The organism is Neisseria lactamica (assembly GCF_901482445.1).
Taxonomy (GTDB): Bacteria; Pseudomonadota; Gammaproteobacteria; order Burkholderiales; family Neisseriaceae; genus Neisseria; species Neisseria lactamica.
In genome coordinates, this window is sequence record NZ_LR590477.1 from 2,158,673 (window position 1) to 2,177,401 (window position 18,729).

General features: G+C 47.3%; 13 protein-coding genes and 3 pseudogenes. 10 read left to right on the plus strand and 6 right to left on the minus strand.

All coding sequences use genetic code 11. The features are described from left to right. Window positions 1-104: 104 nt before the first annotated feature. From FGL10_RS13095 to FGL10_RS11695, 8 genes and pseudogenes are all read left to right on the plus strand, one after another. Window positions 105-2,471, plus strand: a pseudogene (locus FGL10_RS13095) (hemagglutinin repeat-containing protein); the annotation flags it as partial. Continuing rightward, a complete protein-coding gene (locus FGL10_RS12955) occupies window positions 2,423-3,976 on the plus strand; it encodes an EndoU domain-containing protein (protein WP_332000810.1) in 1,554 nt (517 codons plus the stop codon). The pseudogene FGL10_RS13095 and the gene FGL10_RS12955, both read left to right, overlap by 49 nt. A gap of 26 nt (window positions 3,977-4,002) precedes the next feature. Beyond that, entirely contained in the window at window positions 4,003-4,422 is a 420-nt protein-coding gene (mafI, locus tag FGL10_RS11660) for a protein MafI (RefSeq protein ID WP_003711570.1), read from the plus strand. A gap of 236 nt (window positions 4,423-4,658) precedes the next feature. Next, window positions 4,659-4,748 (plus strand): annotated as a pseudogene (locus tag FGL10_RS13045) (hypothetical protein); the annotation flags it as partial. A 305-nt stretch (window positions 4,749-5,053) separates the two neighbouring features. Continuing rightward, window positions 5,054-7,078, plus strand: coding sequence for a VENN motif pre-toxin domain-containing protein (locus FGL10_RS12720; protein ID WP_138251460.1), 2,025 nt, complete (start codon window positions 5,054-5,056; stop codon window positions 7,076-7,078). After that, the gene (locus FGL10_RS11685) at window positions 7,059-7,496 is read left to right on the plus strand and encodes a hypothetical protein (RefSeq protein WP_003711619.1); all 438 of its coding nucleotides are present in this window, start codon (window positions 7,059-7,061) and stop codon (window positions 7,494-7,496) included. The genes FGL10_RS12720 and FGL10_RS11685 overlap by 20 nt, the downstream gene beginning before the upstream one ends. A 497-nt stretch (window positions 7,497-7,993) precedes the next feature. Next, window positions 7,994-9,172, plus strand: coding sequence for a VENN motif pre-toxin domain-containing protein (locus FGL10_RS13050; protein ID WP_415087384.1), 1,179 nt, complete (start codon window positions 7,994-7,996; stop codon window positions 9,170-9,172). Window positions 9,173-9,174: 2 nt separating this feature from the next. Then, on the plus strand, window positions 9,175-9,639 hold the full coding sequence (locus FGL10_RS11695) for a hypothetical protein (protein WP_003711090.1): 465 nt from the start codon (window positions 9,175-9,177) through the stop codon (window positions 9,637-9,639). 529 nt (window positions 9,640-10,168) lie between these two features. Here FGL10_RS11695 and FGL10_RS11700 read toward each other — a convergent pair. The 5 genes and pseudogenes from FGL10_RS11700 to FGL10_RS11720 all read right to left on the minus strand — a co-directional run. Beyond that, window positions 10,169-10,534, minus strand: a pseudogene (locus FGL10_RS11700) (hypothetical protein); the annotation flags it as partial. A gap of 91 nt (window positions 10,535-10,625) precedes the next feature. Next, complete coding sequence (locus tag FGL10_RS11705; protein ID WP_036470432.1) at window positions 10,626-13,841, minus strand: S8 family serine peptidase; 3,216 nt, start codon at window positions 13,839-13,841, stop codon at window positions 10,626-10,628. Window positions 13,842-14,058: 217 nt separating this feature from the next. Continuing rightward, window positions 14,059-14,706: an SEN1982 family lipoprotein gene (locus FGL10_RS11710; protein WP_003711095.1), complete on the minus strand. Its 648-nt coding sequence runs from the start codon at window positions 14,704-14,706 to the stop codon at window positions 14,059-14,061. 159 nt (window positions 14,707-14,865) lie between these two features. Continuing rightward, the gene (locus FGL10_RS11715) at window positions 14,866-15,117 is read right to left on the minus strand and encodes a TM2 domain-containing protein (RefSeq protein ID WP_232043746.1); all 252 of its coding nucleotides are present in this window, start codon (window positions 15,115-15,117) and stop codon (window positions 14,866-14,868) included. 49 nt (window positions 15,118-15,166) lie between these two features. Further along, window positions 15,167-15,517 carry a hypothetical protein gene (locus FGL10_RS11720; protein ID WP_138251462.1) on the minus strand — a complete coding sequence of 117 codons (351 nt, stop codon included), beginning with the start codon at window positions 15,515-15,517 and terminating at the stop codon, window positions 15,167-15,169. 136 nt (window positions 15,518-15,653) lie between these two features. On the opposite strand from FGL10_RS11720, the gene FGL10_RS11725 reads away from it, so the two are divergent. Further along, complete coding sequence (locus FGL10_RS11725; protein ID WP_025458200.1) at window positions 15,654-15,929, plus strand: helix-turn-helix domain-containing protein; 276 nt, start codon at window positions 15,654-15,656, stop codon at window positions 15,927-15,929. Window positions 15,930-15,936: 7 nt separating this feature from the next. Here FGL10_RS11725 and FGL10_RS11730 read toward each other — a convergent pair whose 3' ends face one another. Further along, entirely contained in the window at window positions 15,937-17,091 is a 1,155-nt protein-coding gene (locus FGL10_RS11730) for an AAA family ATPase (RefSeq protein ID WP_003711099.1), read from the minus strand. Between the two features lie 209 nt (window positions 17,092-17,300). On the opposite strand from FGL10_RS11730, the gene FGL10_RS11735 reads away from it, so the two are divergent. After that, a complete protein-coding gene (locus tag FGL10_RS11735; RefSeq protein ID WP_003711100.1) occupies window positions 17,301-18,713 on the plus strand; it encodes a hypothetical protein in 1,413 nt (470 codons plus the stop codon). Window positions 18,714-18,729: the final 16 nt, after the last annotated feature.

Consider the following 18,729-nt stretch of genomic DNA (forward strand, 5'->3'; position numbering starts at 1 on the left):
GCAATAGCATAGTGGGTAAGGCCTTGCAACGCGCCGATGCCGGAGCAAAGGCATCCACAGCAGCTTTTACTCCTATCGTCATCAACGGTGGTCGCCAAAAAACTACGGAAAATCGTCATCAAGAAGATACGCAAGCAGTGGTAACGGCCGTTTCTGCGCAAGGCAACCTAAACATTGTTGCCGACGGCGGCAGTATCAGAAGTGAAGGGACAAAACTGGCTGCCGAACGCGATATCCTGCTTTCGGCAACAGAAAGTATAACGTTGGATGTTGCCCGCAACACCGCCGATCAACACGGTTCCCGTAAGCGCAGCGGTTTCAGCATAGATAACCGAGAATTGATTCCGGCGGGGACGTTTAATGACCGTAGCAATGCACAAGGCAATCTCGATAAAGCTACCGGCACACAATTGTCCGCGGGTGGCATCGCCACATTGCAAGCGAAAAAAGCGGATATCAACATCTTCGGTAGCAGCATTGCCGCGCAAGATGATGTTACCTTGTCTGCCGGCCGCAATATCAATATCCGTTCCAGCCAAAACAATCAAACCCAATCAGAACGTCAAATCACCAGCGGCATCGGCACTGCGGTAATTTCCGATACCGAACACTTTGCCGGGTGGATGAAAAACCGGAAAGATAGTAACAGTAATCAAGTTGAACAGATTAAATCCCAAGTTGGGAGCTTGGGCGGCAACGTCAATATACAGGCTGGTGGCAACTATACCCAACAGGTTGCCAATGTGGTGGCCGCCAAAGACATCAATATTACAGCAAAAAGCGTTGAGATTCTGGCTGACCACAATCGCAACAACAGCCACCAATCCGAGCGCGACGTTAAAATTGGCACCTTTGCCAAGGTATCTTCTCCACTGATCGACCTGGTAAACGCTGCCGAAGGCGCGGTGAAGAGTAAAGCAGACGACCGCACGCAGGCGCTGCAAACACTGGCTGCAGGTGCACAAGCTTATTCTACCTACAATACCGCTACCAGCGGCGGTGCATTAGCCAAAGCAGAAGTAGGTTTCGGCTTTAAAACTGCCAACAGCAGCCAAGACCAAAGCCAAAACCATAGCCAAGCCAATGTTTTGAATGCCGGTGGTAACCTCAATATCCGTTCTACCGAAGGTAACATCCACCTTCAAAACACCCAAGCACAAGCGGCTGAAACCCTCCGCTTAGATTCAGCCAAAGATTTGATACTCGAATCTGGCCAATCTTCCCAATCCGCCGATGGAAAAAATAGCAGCCTTGGTGCATCAGTGGGTGCAGGCGTCTCCGTAGGCGCGCAAACCGGTGTTTATGCTTATGGCGAAGTGGGTGGCAGCAAAGGTAAAAACCATTATCTTGCCCAAACACACGATCACACGACCCTCCAAGCTAATAAAATCGAATTGGCAAGCAAAGGTGATACCACTCTCAAAGGGGCTGCAGCCACTGCCGGCCGCATTGATGCCGATGTAAAAGGCCGTCTGAACATCGAAAGTGTTCAAGACCATACCGAACAGGACAACAAACAAACCGGCGCCGGCGTACGTGTACAAGTTTCCTTGGGCACCGCCTGGGAGGCTTCGGGCAACTTCAACCAAAGCAAAGCTTCAGGCAGCAGTGACAGTGCGGCTATCCAATCCGGACTTTTTGCAGGAGAAGGCGGCTACCACATCGAGGCCGACAGCATCCACCTAAAAGGCGGAGCCATTACCTCTACCGCGCCGAAGGAGCAAAATGAATTAACTGCCAAACGTCTTACTTTTGAAAATATTCAAAACCAAAGCAGTTATAGCGCATCCAATGTCAGCTTGAGCGGTAGTTACGGTAGCGACAGCCCCTCTGAAACCCCCGACAACGCCGACTTCCGTCAAACAAACTTAGGTAAGGCATTTGCACGCTCTGCAGGCAAAAATGGTACCGACTTCAACCCCGGCTTGCCGCAATATGAAAAAGGCGGCGACAACAGCACCACCTATGCTACCCTGAGCGAAGGCCGTCTGAACATCGGCGGCAAAGAGACCACTACGCAAGAACTGGGTATCAATAGTGACAGCAGTAACGCACACCGTGCTGTTGCGGCTCTGCCCGATTTAGCCAAGATTACTGAAAAGCAACAGATTATAGCTAAAGCAACTTCCGATATAGTATCCGCTGCGCACACTTTCAGCAGCAACCGCCAAAAAACCGCTGCAAAAAATAAAGCCAAAGCCGAATCGGAGTTCGAAGGTCGTCTGAAAGCCCAAAATGACGGCAGCTATGAAGCCTACGCCAAACTGGACGAAACCGAACGGCAAAAAATCCTAATCAACTACTCAGAAACCTATCGCAAAGCCGATGCCGAAGCCCAAAATTGGGGGTGGGAGGTAAACACAGCCGTGCCCTTAATGCCGGCATCACCCTCGCGACCGGTCTGCTTGGTGGTCAAAGCGGATTGCAAAGCGCAGTCAATGCCGCTGCGCCTTATGCCTCCGAAGCAATAGGCAGGACATTTGGACACGGTGAAAACAAAAACGAAACCGCCCAAGCCGTCGGACATTTCCTTTTAGGAGCAGCTATCGCCCGCGTCAACGGTGGTAATTTTGCTGCCGGCGGTTCGGCTGCGGTTGCAGCTGAAAAAGCAGCGGAACATCTTGCCCAACGGTATAACGACGGTAAAACCGCAATCGATCCGCAAACAGGCGAGTTCAATGCCAACCTGCTGCCGGAACATATCAAAGAAGAAATCAAATCGAAGATCGGGGTGATTGCATCGCTGACGGGCGCGGCCGTGGGCGGCACGCCGGCAGAGGCGCAAACCGGAGGGGCGGTCGGGCAGAATGCGGTGGAAAACAACCTCTATCTGACATCGGAAGCCTTAAAACGGGATGAACAGACAGCCCGTAAAATTTATTCCGTCATAAAAGAGCAAGTCAAACATGAATGCAGTTCCACAGGAAGAATTACCGAATGTCGTCAAAATATAGGACGCATTATCGAATTTACCCAAGACCAACGCTTTGACAGTCGGTTTAAGGACTTAGAAAAAGAATCCTTATATTACCTAAATCAACATCCTGATTTAGTAGCCTCTTATTTGAAGGCTGAGTACGAAAAGCTGGATAGGGAAGACAAAAGTATCCTGCACCGCTACATCTCACCCGGGGCTGAAATCGTTTCGGGCAGTTTGGGTGTTGTTCTTTCAGGAGTAGCCGGAGGCGGATCTTGTGCCGAGACTTTCGGCTTAGGCTGTGCCGCCGCTTTGGTTGGTGTAACGTCTTCCTACGATCATGTCATTACTGGGGCGAAGAACTTCGGAAAAAAAGCCAGCGAACAACGACCGACGATTACGGTTCAGACCTTGAAGCAGTTGGGGCTGTCGGAGCAGGCTGCGGAATATGTTCAGTTTTCTATAGATTTGTTCAGTGTGGGTAAATCAGGAGCCGGTATGCCTAAGGCTAAGCCTGTGTCTGATGCAAAACCGAGATGGGAGGTTGATAGGAAGCTTAATAAATTGACAACTCGTGAGCAGGTGGAGAAAAATGTTCAGGAAACGAGAAGAAGGAGTCAGAGTAGTCAGTTTAAAGCCCATGCGCAACGAGAATGGGAAAATAAAACAGGGTTAGATTTTAATCATTTTATAGGTGGTGATATCAATAAGAAAGGCACAGTAACAGGAGGGCATAGTCTAACCCGTGGTGATGTACGGGTGATACAACAAACCTCGGCACCTGATAAACATGGGGTTTATCAAGCGACAGTGGAAATTAAAAAGCCTGATGGAAGTTGGGAGGTGAAAACGAAAAAAGGTGGGAAAGTGATGACCAAGCACACCATGTTCCCAAAAGATTGGGATGAGGCTAGAATTAGGGCTGAAGTTACTTCGGCTTGGGAGAAAAGAAAGGAATTAGAAGGTCAAAAATGGAGAGGTACAAGTAAATCTGGTGTTGAAATAGAAGGATTTACGGAACCTAATCGAACAGCTTATCCACTTTATAATAGTAAATGAAGTATTGATTAAAAAGGTGTTTTTAAATGTATAAAATAAAATGTTTTTATGATCAGTTTAGTTCTGGTGAATTATTTAACTACTGCCAGTTTTTAGATAATTCTTCTAATCAAAAGATAAATACACGAGGAACAGTGTATCAATATATTATTTATGTTTTAACAGGAGACCTTTATCTACAAAAAGACATAGATGAAAATTTAGAATTTATCTATCAAGCAGAAAATAATCCCAATGAAGTTTATTCAGGAGGTGGACAAGGTTTTTGCTGGGATATTTCTGCTGAAAAAGTAGTTTTCTATCACAACGAATTTGATGAAGAAGACGGCTGGCCTGATTTAAGCTGTTCGCTGCATACTTTTAAAACTGCTTTAATTGCTTGGAATGCTTTTTTGCAATTGCCTAAAAGTATTCATTCGGTGGTGGAGACTGTGATTGAGGAATAAGCATAATTAGCTTAATGAATAGAATCAGCGATATAGATTGGACTGCAAATCCACGCTTATACGCTGTGCCATGATTAAGATGTTAGAACTTGTATTGAATACAAGTTCTCATAAACGAATGGCAGCAATCCTTTGATTTAGATAAGATCCTTGATTTAGAATAATATTGTCCAATTATTTGCAATCATTCTATAAAAATCAAGGAACTAAAATCATGAACAAAACCCTATCGCGTCATCTTCAACTTTTGTCGTGGCTGCCTGATGGTTGTTGCAGAGAATGTGAAGTGCGAAGGTAAAAGCTGTGCCGATAGTGATTCAGCAAGCCGTAGCCCATATGAAACCTAAACTCAACAAGTAAGATGTGTGCGGAACGCACACATGCGGTTCTCAAGGTTTGAGCTAAGAGGCCGTCTGAAAATAACAAATGGGTTTTGCCTATGGTTGTTTTCAGACGGCTTCAGATTTCGCTTCCTCTTTTCCATATCCTATAAACATGTGATTAAATTTTCATTTATGGCGTTTTTTTATCTTTTTGTCTGTTTTTGTGCATTGCTATAATTGCCCGCTTACATTACCATACCGAACAGGACAACAAACAAACCGGCGCCGGCGTACGTGTACAAGTTTCCTTGGGCACCGCCTGGGAGGCTTCGGGCAACTTCAACCAAAGCAAAGCTTCAGGCAGCAGTGACAGTGCGGCTATCCAATCCGGACTTTTTGCAGGAGAAGGCGGCTACCACATCGAGGCCGACAGCATCCACCTAAAAGGCGGAGCCATTACCTCTACCGCGCCGAAGGAGCAAAATGAATTAACTGCCAAACGTCTTACTTTTGAAAATATTCAAAACCAAAGCAGTTATAGCGCATCCAATGTCAGCTTGAGCGGTAGTTACGGTAGCGACAGCCCCTCTGAACCCCCCGACAACGCCGACTTCCGTCAAACAAACTTAGGTAAGGCATTTGCACGCTCTGCAGGCAAAAATGGTACCGACTTCAACCCCGGCTTGCCGCAATATGAAAAAGGCGGCGACAACAGCACCACCTATGCTACCCTGAGCGAAGGCCGTCTGAACATCGGCGGCAAAGAGACCACTACGCAAGAACTGGGTATCAATAGTGACAGCAGTAACGCACACCGTGCTGTTGCGGCTCTGCCCGATTTAGCCAAGATTACCGAAAAGCAACAGATTATAGCTAAAGCAACTTCCGATATAGTAACCGCTGCGCACACTTTCAGCAGCAACCGCCAAAAAACCGCTGCAGAAAATAAAGCCAAAGCCGAATCGGAGTTCGAAGGTCGTCTGAAAGCCCAAAATGACGGCAGCTATGAAGCCTACGCCAAACTGGACGAAACCGAACGGCAAAAAATCCTAATCAACTACTCAGAAACCTATCGCAAAGCCGATGCCGAAGCCCAAAATTGGGGGGTGGGAGGTAAACACAGCCGTGCCCTTAATGCCGGCATCACCCTCGCGACCGGTCTGCTTGGTGGTCAAAGCGGATTGCAAAGCGCAGTCAATGCCGCTGCGCCTTATGCCTCCGAAGCAATAGGCAGGACATTTGGACACGGTGAAAACAAAAACGAAACCGCCCAAGCCGTCGGACATTTCCTTTTAGGAGCAGCTATTGCCCGCGTCAACGGTGGTAATTTTGCTGCCGGCGGCTCGGCTGCAGTTGCAGCTGAAAAAGCAGCGGAACATCTTGCCCAACGGTATAACGACGGTAAAACCGCAATCGATCCGCAAACAGGCGAGTTCAATGCCAACCTGCTGCCGGAGCATATCAAAGAGGAAATCAAATCGAAGAGCGGGGTGATTGCATCGCTGACGGGAGCTGCCGTGGGCGGTACGCCGGCAGAGGCGCAAACCGGGGGGGCGGTCGGGCAGAATGCGGTGGAAAACAACCATCTGCTCGCAGGGCAGCGAATCCAAATGAATGCGGAATTCCGAGCATGCAAAGCCGATTGGCGTTGCGAATTTGAAGTTGATAAAAAATGGGAGAAGATTGGGCTTAATAATACGAGAAAACTTTATGCGGCATGTGATAAAGGGATCAATACTGTCGCATGCCAAAATTTGAGGAATCAGATCGATAGATCTACATATCAGGGTAAACGTGACTATAATTACCCCACGGGCTTTGAATTGAAAGGAGAGCTGTCAGGTGCGCTGGGGGTGGGTGTACAGGTCAACGCAAAAGTAATCGTAACTTTAGGGAACAGAGGTTCGTCCGTACAAGCTGAAGGCGGTGTGGGTTTAGGCTTGGGTGCGAAAGTTTCGGTAGGAGGAAATACCCAAAGGAGGAATGTAGAGATGGACGAAAACAAAAGCCTTGCCGTATCCACGGAATACATCCTAGCTAATCCCAAATTCGGCTCTTCCCCGCAGGACGCGAACGCATCCTTGGGCACGAAAGCCGAAATTGAAGGTAAGATTGGGATTCTGAATATTAACACATCGTTTCATGGAGGAAGGGAATATAAGCCTAATGGCACTTCCTCCATCTATAAAGGAGGCGAAGCAAAGGTGTCTCTCAACACACAAATAGGCAGCGGGATAATGTTCAAATGGGACATTTGGAACGGAAAAAGTCGGCAATTTAAAAAGGATTTTAGAAACAAAGAGGGTCAAAAACATGAACACAAACTTAAATGACAAAGACAAAGCCATGGATACCGCAATCAGGTTTCAGAAAAGGATGAGGATTCCGAAATTTTTCTTTTTAATTCTCGGAATCACAGTGGTTTTGGCATTTATCCAAGACGTGATAACGGGTTCTAACTTTCTGCAAATAACAATTGTGCAAATAATATTTGTGATATATTTCAGTTTCGGAGGTATCATAATTTTATTCTACATAATCATCGCAGGAATCTGCCCCTATTGCCACGAATTCCAAAAGATGAATTATGGCACCTCCGTCGGCATCGGGTCGGATAGCTTTACTTTCTTTAAAGGCATTTCCCCTGTTCCAAAAATCGATTACTGCAGCAAATGCGGCAAGCCCCTGTCTCCTGAAGCCGTAAATAAGGTAATGAATGATAAAACCGATGAAGAAAAATCTGATATTTGATGTAAGTTGATGCAGAACAAGCCACAATGTAAACCAATCCTCCCTATAGAGTGAGTATGGCACGCACGCTGGCTTGAAGATTCCGCAATACCAATTATGTCTGCATCCCCCATTACTTGACGAAAGGCCGTCTGAAAACGGAAAAACCGTTTCAGACGGTCTTTGTTTAACTCCACCGATCCAGCGGGTTACAAAGCGCAGCCAATGCCGCTGCGCCTTATGCCTCCGAAGCAATAGGCAGGACATTTGGACACGGTGAAAACAAAAACGAAACCGCCCAAGCCGTCGGACATTTCCTTTTAGGAGCAGCTATTGCCCGCGTCAACGGTGGTAATTTTGCTGCCGGCGGCTCGGCTGCAGTTGCAGCTGAAAAAGCAGCGGAACATCTTGCCCAACGGTATAACGACGGTAAAACCGCAATCGATCCGCAAACAGGCGAGTTCAATGCCAACCTGCTGCCGGAACATATCAAAGAAGAAATCAAATCGAAGAGCGGGGTGATTGCATCGCTGACGGGCGCGGCCGTGGGCGGCACGCCGGCAGAGGCGCAAACCGGAGGGGCGGTCGGGCAGAATGCGGTGGAAAACAACCTCTATCTGACATCGGAAGCCTTAAAACGGGATGAACAGACAGCCCGTAAAATTTATTCCGTCATAAAAGAGCAAGTCAAACATGAATGCAGTTCCACAGGAAGAATTACCGAATGTCGTCAAAATATAGGACGCATTATCGAATTTACCCAAGACCAACGCTTTGACAGTCGGTTTAAGGACTTAGAAAAAGAATCCTTATATTACCTAAATCAACATCCTGATTTAGTAGCCTCTTATTTGAAGGCTGAGTACGAAAAGCTGGATAGGGAAGACAAAAGTATCCTGCACCGCTACATCTCACCCGGGGCTGAAATCGTTTCGGGCAGTTTGGGTGTTGTTCTTTCAGGAGTAGCCGGAGGCGGATCTTGTGCCGAGACTTTCGGCTTAGGCTGTGCCGCCGCTTTGGTTGGTGTAACGTCTTCCTACGATCATGTCATTACTGGGGCGAAGAACTTCGGAAAAAAAGCCAGCGAACAACGACCGACGATTACGGTTCAGACCTTGAAGCAGTTGGGGCTGTCGGAGCAGGCTGCGGAATATGTTCAGTTTTCTATAGATTTGTTCAGTGTGGGTAAATCAGGAGCCGGTATGCCTAAGGCTAAGCCTGTGTCTGATGCAAAACCGAGATGGGAGGTTGATAGGAAGCTTAATAAATTGACAACTCGTGAGCAGGTGGAGAAAAATGTTCAGGAAATAAGGAACGGTAATAAAAACAGTAACTTTAGCCAACATGCTCAACTAGAGAGGGAAATTAATAAACTAAAATCTGCCGATGAAATTAATTTTGCAGATGGAATGGGAAAATTTACCGATAGCATGAATGACAAGGTTTTTAGTAGGCTTGTGAAATCAGTTAAAGAGAATGGCTTCACAAATCCAGTTGTGGAGTACGTTGAAATAAATGGAAAAGCATATATCGTAAGAGGAAATAATAGGGTTTTTGCTGCAGAATACCTTGGCAGGATACATGAATTAAAATTTAAAAAAGTTGACTTTCCTGTTCCTAATACTAGTTGGAAAAATCCTACTGATGTCTTGAATGAATCAGGTAATGTTAAGAGACCTCGTTATAGGAGTAAATAAAAATGGCAATTTGGAATTATCGGTACTACCTTATCCCATCAGCTGCTATCAGAAATAAATTTAATGCAAATAAAGATATCATACTTGATGAGTATCGATCTAATGGTTTTCAGAATTTTAATGAGAATAAAAGTTTTGAAAATTACTTTATCGATAATGATGTTATATTATCATCAATAATAAATGAAGCAAAAAAACAGCTTAAATTGAAAGAGTCTTGGGATAAAGACGCAATCATGTTTTGTGATAATTTTGGTAATAGTCTTACCGTTTGGCCAGATGATATAGAGTGTGAACTTGATTTAAGATTTGATTATACTAAATTTATTCAGAAAATCATTGATTGGGCAATAAAATATAATTGTCTACTTGTAATAGGAAAAACAGGAAATGTAGTTTCCCCTAATATAAATAATCTAATGTATGAAATAAAAGCATATTTGGAAAGCAAGCCGTGGCCCATATGAAACCTAAACTCAATACGTAGGATGTGCATGGAATGCACTCATGCGGTTCTCAAGGTTTGAGCTAAGAGGCCGTCTGAAAACAGAAAATCGTTTCAGACGGCCTTTGTTTAACGCCACCGAGCCAGCGGGTTAAAGCGCAGTCAATGCCGCTGCGCCTTATGCTGCCGAGGTAAAGAGAGTTTGATGGTGCTATTACAATCAATCGTTGGTATGAAGCCAAATCTGGTAATTTCTGGAGAGATCACACTTCTACACCTCAAAAATTCGAAAAATTTAAATCAGATATGGGTGATAGATTGAAAATTGCAACAAAAAATGGAGCAACATATGAATTACATTCAAATACACCAATCCCCAAACATGTTAAAGAATTTTTGAACAAAAAAGGTATTAAATATTTTGAATATTAAAAGTTATAGGAGATTTAAAAATGTCAAGAAGTGTAAGTTTAGATATTGATTTATATGTTAGCATCCAATGAATAACTAAAAATGCAGAAACCACTAGCACTGTTTACCATTTACCCTCCCTATCTGCCGGTCAATACCAACTGTTGGCAGAAGGCTTCCCAATCGGCAAGGGGTACAACGCGTGTGCCGCCTGCTAACCGGTGTACATCGGAAGTGCAGGCAGTGCGCCAATAGATGTAAAACGGAAGTTTGGCGATGTCGGCTTCCAATACGGCAGGAGCGTTATTTTGTCCTGGCGTATGCACAATTGGCAAGCCGAAATAACTGTATTGGCCGTCTTCCGCTTGGTTGTCTGTATGGCCACGGTGTTTACCGGTACGGACAAACAGACGGCAGAATGCGTTCCAATCATGCAGAAACACAGCGGCTTGTCCGTCTATCAGGCTTTGGGCGGAACCGATGCTGCTGTCCCGCCAAAACAGGTAGCAAATTCTGTATATATAACACCGTTTGTCGTGCTATACGGCAGCCGGTAAAAAAAACGCCACGTTTCAAACATGGCGTTTTTTTTGACGGTCAGAACCTGTATCCGACACCGGCTTTCAGGCTGTTGCTTTTGTAGCGGCTGCTGCCTGTGTGCTCGTAATTGCCGAAGGCGCTCCAACCTCTGCCCAATTCTGCGCGGATACCGAGACCTGCATTCCAACGGGTTTGCGGCATATCCCAAGCACCGGTTTTGCCACGAGCCTGATTCGCACCTTTAAACATACCTGTCAGGGCGTAATCGCGTTTTTTGAAGTCATGTTCGACACCTGCAAAACCGAAGAGGGCGGTTTTGTCGTTCAGCGGTTGTGTCAGGCGGACGTTGAGCAGTCCGACGGGGGTGGTTTCGGAGAGTTTATCGGCTTTCCATGCCAGCGCACCGCCTTTTTCTTCAAACGCCTTTTGTCTGAGTATATCCAAACGGGCACCTATTTCGGTCTCCAGCAGGCCGCTGCCGAAAACGGGGAGGCGGAAACCGGATAATAGGGCTGCCTGTGTCAGCGAACCTTCTGCTTCACCTTCGGCGCGGATATCGACACCGTTCAGGCGGGCGGTTTTGTTCTTGTAGCCGCTGTAACCCAAGAGGGCTTTGACAAAAGTCATGTTGTCCAGATTGTGACGGACACCGGCATTCAGACCGAAGCTGTTGACGGCTGCGCTACCACGGGTGTTCTCGTCCCATTTGGTTTGACCGGCGTCAAACGTGGCGGCAAGTGTGGTTTGTTCGCCCGCCTGGTATTTGACACCCAGGGTTTGGCGGAAGTCGGTCAGACCGCCAGAAGCCGCCCCGTGTTTCCAGTCGCCGGTGTCGCGTTTGGTTTCGGCAAAGACATCTGTTTCGCCGGTTTTAAGCGGTCGGTCAAGTTTGTCGGCCGTCGATTTCAGGCGGCGGCTTTGAGTCTCCGCAAAGACATTGGTGCTGTTGGCGTGAATCCCGGCGGCCAACTGTTCCAACATGGTTGCGGTTCCGTCCGTGCGTTCGCTTTGAGCGCGGATGAGCAACCTGCCTGTCTGCGCGTAAGAACCGGTTGCCAATTCTTTGTCGCTCAGTTTGTCGGCTTCCTCCATCAGGTTTTCGAGGTTGCGTCCGCCCTGTACGACATTATGGGCGAGTACGGGATCGAGGCGTTCTTTAACCGTCATGGCAACTGTATTGACATTGTTGCGGCGCAGGCTGTAGTACAGGTCTTTGCCGGTGGCGGTGCCGACTTTGTCGCGGGAGACCATCTCGCCGTCGGCATAGACGCGCTGAACCTGTCCGTCTTTTGCGGTAATGCCGCCCTCTGAACGCAGGAAGGTAATCAGGCGTTCGTTCGGACGGGCGTAGTATTTGCTTACGCCGCCCAGCCAGATACCACCGGTGTCGCCAAACTCGGTTTTGCCGGTCACATTGAGGACATCGCCCAACTGGACAAACAGATTGCCGTTTTGAGTAAAGGTCAGATTGCCGTCGATGGTGCTGTTGTTGCCGCCAAAGAGGAAGCCGTTGACATCAACCTGTACATTGCCTTTCACTCTGGCATTGTCGTTCAAATGGAACTTGCTTCCGCTATATACGTCCGAAGTAATGCTTTTGTTGACGGAGAGCATGCCGCCCATTACATTGGTCACGCCCGTGTAGGTGTTTTCACCGTCAAGGATGAGGCGGCCGTCGCCGGTTTTGTTCAATCCGCCATTGCCGCTGATGTCGTTTTCAAAGAAAGACACGGTGTCCTCGCCCGTCACGTTCGCATCAAACATACCGAAGGCGAACTGAGCGGGGCCTTTGACTGCTTTACCGGCATTGAGCAATCCCCAGCCGTACACGCTGTCCACGCCTTTGGCGCCTATGTCCTGCGCGGTAGTCAGGATGGTGGTACGCAGGTTGTCGTTGGACATCCACGGATAACGGCCCAACACCAGCGCCGCCGTTCCGCTGACAAGGGGAGCGGACAGCGACGTTCCACGGCTTCCCAAACCGAGAAGCGGTTCGTCGTTCGAGCCTCTGATAACCATATTTTTGTCCAAGGCGTCTACGTATTGACGGCCTTTAAACAAAACACCGGGTTGATATGGTGCGGACAGGCACCATTGCGCCATCAGGCCGCAGCGGTTCGAACTTTTGGCAATCGTACCGTCGCTTTCCACCCCGGCGGCCACGATGAGGCCTTTTTGCGCTTTCGGATAGGCGTATGGAAAGAATCCTTCATAGCTGCCATAAGTCAGCCCATCGTTTCCTGCCGCAAAGACAAACAGCACGCCGTCTTTGCGGATATGTTCGTCCATCTTGCGAAAGCTCAGCGAATTGGCATCCGCATTGAACTGGGCAACGTGTCCGGCATCATTCATATCCGATACACCATAGCTGTTATTGATGATTTTCGCGCCATTGCTGACAGCAAACCGCCAGCCTTCAATAATGTCTTCTTTATTGAATTTGTCCCGCACGTCATAGCCGACCAGTTTGGCTTCCGGTGCCACGCCGCCCGTGCCGTAGCCGGGCACGGCACGTCCGGCAAGCAGATAGCTGACTATATCCATATGGTTCAACGTGTCCGAGTGGGGCGCGCCGTGCTGGAAAGTCGGGTTTTCGAAATCACGGAACACACGATTGAGTTTCGCGTTGTCATACACATCAAACGGGCGGACTTTGACGGTGAGATACGCCGGATCGATATTCATGTCTTCCGTACCGTCGGATACCATGCCCGGGCAGGCCAGCCTGTCCAGTTCCGAGATTCCGGCCTGGTGGCCGCTGCACCCGTAGCTGATGCGGGTCGTGCTGCCGAACAGTTCGGCATAATCGGATATATCGTCATCGACCACACCGACAACCGCGCCTTTGCCTTTGTAGCCGAGATCGTGTGCGGTTTTCAGGTTAATCGCGTTTTTGTACTGGGTTAGGTCGTTAAAATTCAGACGCGGATTAGCTTCGGGATATCCGTTTAAAACAGGTGGGAGTTCCCCTGCAACAGGATTGATGTTCAAATTCGGTGCCGGTGCATTTTCCGTACTGTCCGGTTTGAGATGGTCTGCCACGCAGAGGGGGTAGCCTTTGCAGTTGTTGCCGAAGCCCGGCTTGTCCGGTTCGAGGGTGTCGGGGGTATCGGCACTGCCGGTATTGGAAACACCGGGCGCGGTAGGCGTGCTGCTCCAGTCGGGAGAACTTCCCCCTCCGCCGCCACCACCGCCTCCGCAGGCGGTCAGGAATATCGTTGCACAGACGGCTGCGACGGTTTTTAATTTAGTATTCAAAATCAGCTTGTTCATTATTAGCAACTCCGTATTTCTTGGTTTGTTGCATTGCATAAAGGCTACACATATTGGAAAACGTCGTATTGTTTACACTTTTCCGCCATTATCAAAAACACAGAGATTTTTTTGTGCTGATTGATATCCTTGATAATATCAAATATCTGCTGAATCGACTGTTCAAGAAAAAGCTGAGAGTGTAAAAAACACTGTTGATTTCTAAAACTTTTCTGCATCAATACATGTATAAGCTCGGTTCTGGTAGAATACTTGTTTTCATACCAGCAGTATCGCTATTATCTTCCATAACCCAACCATTATCGGTTAGATAAACAATAGCATAATGCGGTTCCATTACCATAGACGACATAGCTTTTTGAACTTTTTGATTATTGGACCACGGAGCTTGATCACCGAGCGTCGCAGTGTAGGCAACCTCTGAATACGTGCGTTTGCCATCGTTGACTGGCTCGCTGAATGATTCAACCTTGATGGTGTATCTACCTGTACAAAAAGCTGGATATCTATTGTCGAGGACATTGCGCAAAAATGGTTTCCCCATTTCACTTACCTTAAAGGTATGTCCATCATTAGATTCCGGGTCAATCAAACCAGCATCAGTTAAAGTGTCAATACGTTCTTGGGTAACAACATCAGAAGAACCGTCGCCAATAGAAATCTTTTGGCTGTCCTCATCAAAAATAATACCTAGTCGCATGCTTCCATTTGTATTGATGCTTAAACACATTCCTGCGCTGTGGTTTGCCCTACCTTCATCAAAGCCTTTCTGGATAGCTTCCTGAAAATTGCTATTATTAGCATCCTTTTTAGAGCAAGCGACTAATGATACAGTCAACATGGCAATACAAACTAATTTTTTCATCCTTGCTTCCCTTTTCGAAGAAAAAGTGAGTTAAAAGAAATAGTAACCGGTGTTTAGACTACCTGATGATTTTCAGGTAGCCTAAACGTTGGATTAAGGGTTAAGGATTAAAACCAAGCCTTTTTGCCCTGTACATACACACGCTCAAACTCTTCATCGCTACATCAGGTATTTGATGCCGTCAATCAGGCTTAACACGCTGATCACGAGTATTGGGATTAACAAAAAAGATCCCAGTATGCTGACCAGTAGATAGATCAAACCTACCTTATTAATACCCAAATAAAACTTATGTGCGCCTAAGCAACCCAAAAATATGGCTAACAAGGCCGCCACCAAGCGTTTGCTGATGCCATTACCGGCACTAGATGTATTTGTGATGGAGGCATTGTTTTGGTTTTCAGTCGTCATGACCATGCTCCTTATGGGAAAGTTAAAAAGAAAAAACAGATGGCAGTGTTTAATGTGCTGTCCAGCCTGAATCGGTGCGAACCAGCACAATGGTAGTCGAACCGGTATAGGCAGGTACTTTCATCCCGTTGATTTCATATTCGCCGACTTCGTAGCTGATCGGGCACTCAAAGCGCTTCCCTTCTGTATCGTCCTTCACACAGCTTCCCGCTTTGCTGACAGACAGGTTGCTTTGTATCTTTTCCAACATTTCGCCCGCCATCGGATTTCCCGTCGAATAATGATTCATCTGTGCCAAGGTTTCCGCCAGCACTCCTTTAATGTCGCTATTGCTCGGCTCGCCACCGCACGCGGTCAACAAGCTCACTAAAGGTAATAGGTATATTGACTTCTTCATCAAACGTTCTCCTGTAAAAAATCACACAGTTATCAGATAGCCTGAAAGGTAGGCTCAAGTTCAAAGATATAGGTTAACAACCTGTAATATCCTATTATCCCAAATTGGGGAATATTAAGCAATACACTATGATTTTCCTATGAAAAGAATGCGTCCCTCCCTTTATTCCCCCGAAATGGCATGGCTGCGGCAAACCTTAGTCGGCCGCCGTTTGGAGCTGAATTTAACCCAAAAAATGTTGGCAGAACGCATGGGGGTCATTTTGTCGTTTATCGGGAAGGTTGAAACGGGTGAGCGGCGCTTAGACATTGCCGAGTTTGTGAGATACTGCCAAGCACTGGAGCTGAACCCCAGCCTTGTACTGGAAGAGTTCTGTGCCAAACTGGAAAAGCAACACCCGCCTATGATGATGTAGCACCTCCTTAATGTAGCAGCCCGGTAATGGATACGCATTCATCCTCTGTCTGTGACACATTGCTATATAGCAACGGCAGATGATGTAACTTAATTTCGGCATATTGACTATTCGCCAAAAACGCCCGAGCCAGAGCCAGGCCCAGCCTTTTTTTGGCATCACGTGGCGACTCCTTTGCCAAAGCACGAACCACTTCGTCATTCAATTTAGCCGGGGTGCAATGTTCCATCCGGTATTCGGCACGGTAGGAGGCATAAAAACCATCAATCATCCGGTGCATTTGTTCCGTTGTCGGCAACGCGATGTGATAAACGGTTGCCCGAGACAGGATACTGGCCGGAATGCGGTTCAAACTGTTTGCCGCCGCGATCCAGTTGATATAAGCAGTATTAATCGGCAGTTCTAGGAAATCATCGTGAAATTTTCGGGCAGTTTCCGATTCCCACAGCGAGTGCAGTACATTTAAAGGGGAAGGATAGCGCTCGTCTTTCACAGCTTTTTTGATTTCATCAATAAAAAATAGGAAATTGGCGGTATCGCTATCCGACATTCTCTGCACCACCGCACCTGGTGCGCCGTTGCCCCATTTGCTGCTTGTCCCGCTTAAGGCCGCACCGGTGGTCACGTTTTCAAACGATTTCTCGAAGAGGGGCAAACCCAAAGCCACAGCCAACTCGCTAACAAAATGACTTTTGCCCGTTCCCGGATTGCCAACCAATATCATCGGCTGGCAGACCAAGGCTTGCCCTATCCTTCCCTGCAGCACGACTTGTGCCTGCACATCCAGAATCACTTCTTTGAAATTCGGCATTTTCTGTGCCAACGAATCCAATTTCTCCAGTGCATACTCAATATTTTTAAATAAAACCAACTTCTTTGGATTCATCAATTTTTGCAACATGACTTTATGGGTATAGCCCTCTTTTTGTTGGCCACATCGCGTGATCAACTGCCGCAGAGACGGTTGTTGCTCCTCATCCACCAAGCAGATTGTTGGAAAGGTATCAGCTGGCTGATCTTCGATTCCTCGGCGGTTGCTCCGACTAGAACCATCAGAATCATGATGATTCAATGTATTCGATTCAACTGGTGCAAACATTGCCTGTGTTTCTTCATGGGTGGCTACAATGGCATCAACCCGGATATCGTTAGAGAAGGCCATGGCGGCTCCTTGAATAATCTGTCAATAAGTTTATCTAAGAATTACCTAAAGATAAAATATCAAAAATGCTTTAGTTTGTCAATTAATGCTTTTCAAGTTTAATTTATGAGTGTTATTTGCGGGATTCTACAAATCCTACTAGATGATTTTGTTTAGTACAGATACTTACAGTAGAATCAGTTCTGTTATCCGTAGATGACTCTTAGAAAATGATTGAACAAAAAGAATCAGAGAAAGAATCAGTTGTATTTGACTCAGCGCATTTGGCAGCTTGGTCTGCCCGAAAGATGCGCAAGGCAGCGAAGGCCGAGAAGGCGGCTGCCACCATGACGGAAGAGTGGAGTGAGCAGATCCTGTTAAACGAGATCCCGAGGGTCTGCCTGCAGAAGGCGGCCGATCTGCTTGGCGTATACAATCCAGATGGCTTGGTCATCACTATGAACGACTGCGTCACCTGGGCCGTGGAGGCTGCCATCGCCAAAACGGCTGAACAGTACCAATTTTATGACAACACATTTAATTTTATAGATGCCCCCATCATTAACGGCTGGAACAGTTTCCGTTTTACCTGCCGTTTTCCCAATGGAAACTTGAAGCAGGAAGTGGGGGCGGCATTAACCTGCTGGCGGCGCATGAGCGGCTACAATGTCAGTTCCAGTGTGTTTATCAATTTTGCGATTGTGTTATTTTTGCAGCATGCCGGCTTCGTGTTCTACGATCTTGATGGACAGGAAATAGCAGACGCTTTCAAGATCCTGGCAGCACCAGAATCACAGCTGGGTAAGATCGAATTACGTTTGGGCAACAGGCCGCAAGTTGTTTTCAGCCAGCCTGCATACGGGGGTCGTTTTTTCCCCGCCGTGTTTTATCCGGTCGGGCTACCTAAAAATACAGCTTCAGAAACTGAAGAATGGGAAGATTTGGCCTTACGGCTGCCCCTAACCTTGTACCGCGTGGTAAACATGTGGGCAAGTGCCTACCAACTGGAAGCAACCGAACGACTACGGCAATACGATCCCGCTGCAGGCATAGCCGTGCAAACTGATGGCCGGGCTTGGGATTATTCGTTTGAAGAAGCCGTCCGCATGGCTATAGACATCTATATCCGGCTGGAAGAATACGCGCAGGCGAAACAAAAACCGGTTTGGGGCGAAACGTGGCAGACGGTGTTACCTGGATCTGGTTTGCCTGAAGAACTGGCTCCCAAAACCACCGCACACCCCGAAAAAAACATCGAGTATGTGCGCGTCATTCCGCGAGTTGCCAAAGCCAAGCTGGCAAAATGGCGGCAATATTCCGGTTCGGACAATAATAAAGCGATGATGGCCTTGACCACCCTGTTGCAGCTGTATGGGCTGTATGTCAGTGATACCGCAGATGATGACCTACCACCTTTGCAGGTAATGAGTTTATGGCAATATTTCCGCATGGCCAAAGGGCATGAGCTGTACGTCCTGCGCGAACGGGATCTGTTACACCTGCGAGATGAGCGCATGACCAACCCGATACGGATTTTGGACGAACTGTTTTACCACTACGACCAAGATTATTTCATCGGCTCAACAACAGAAAATGAGGAAGTTCCCGCCGAGGGTGTCGTAAAAAGAAAGATAAAGCGTTAGCTCGAAAATAGTTTCA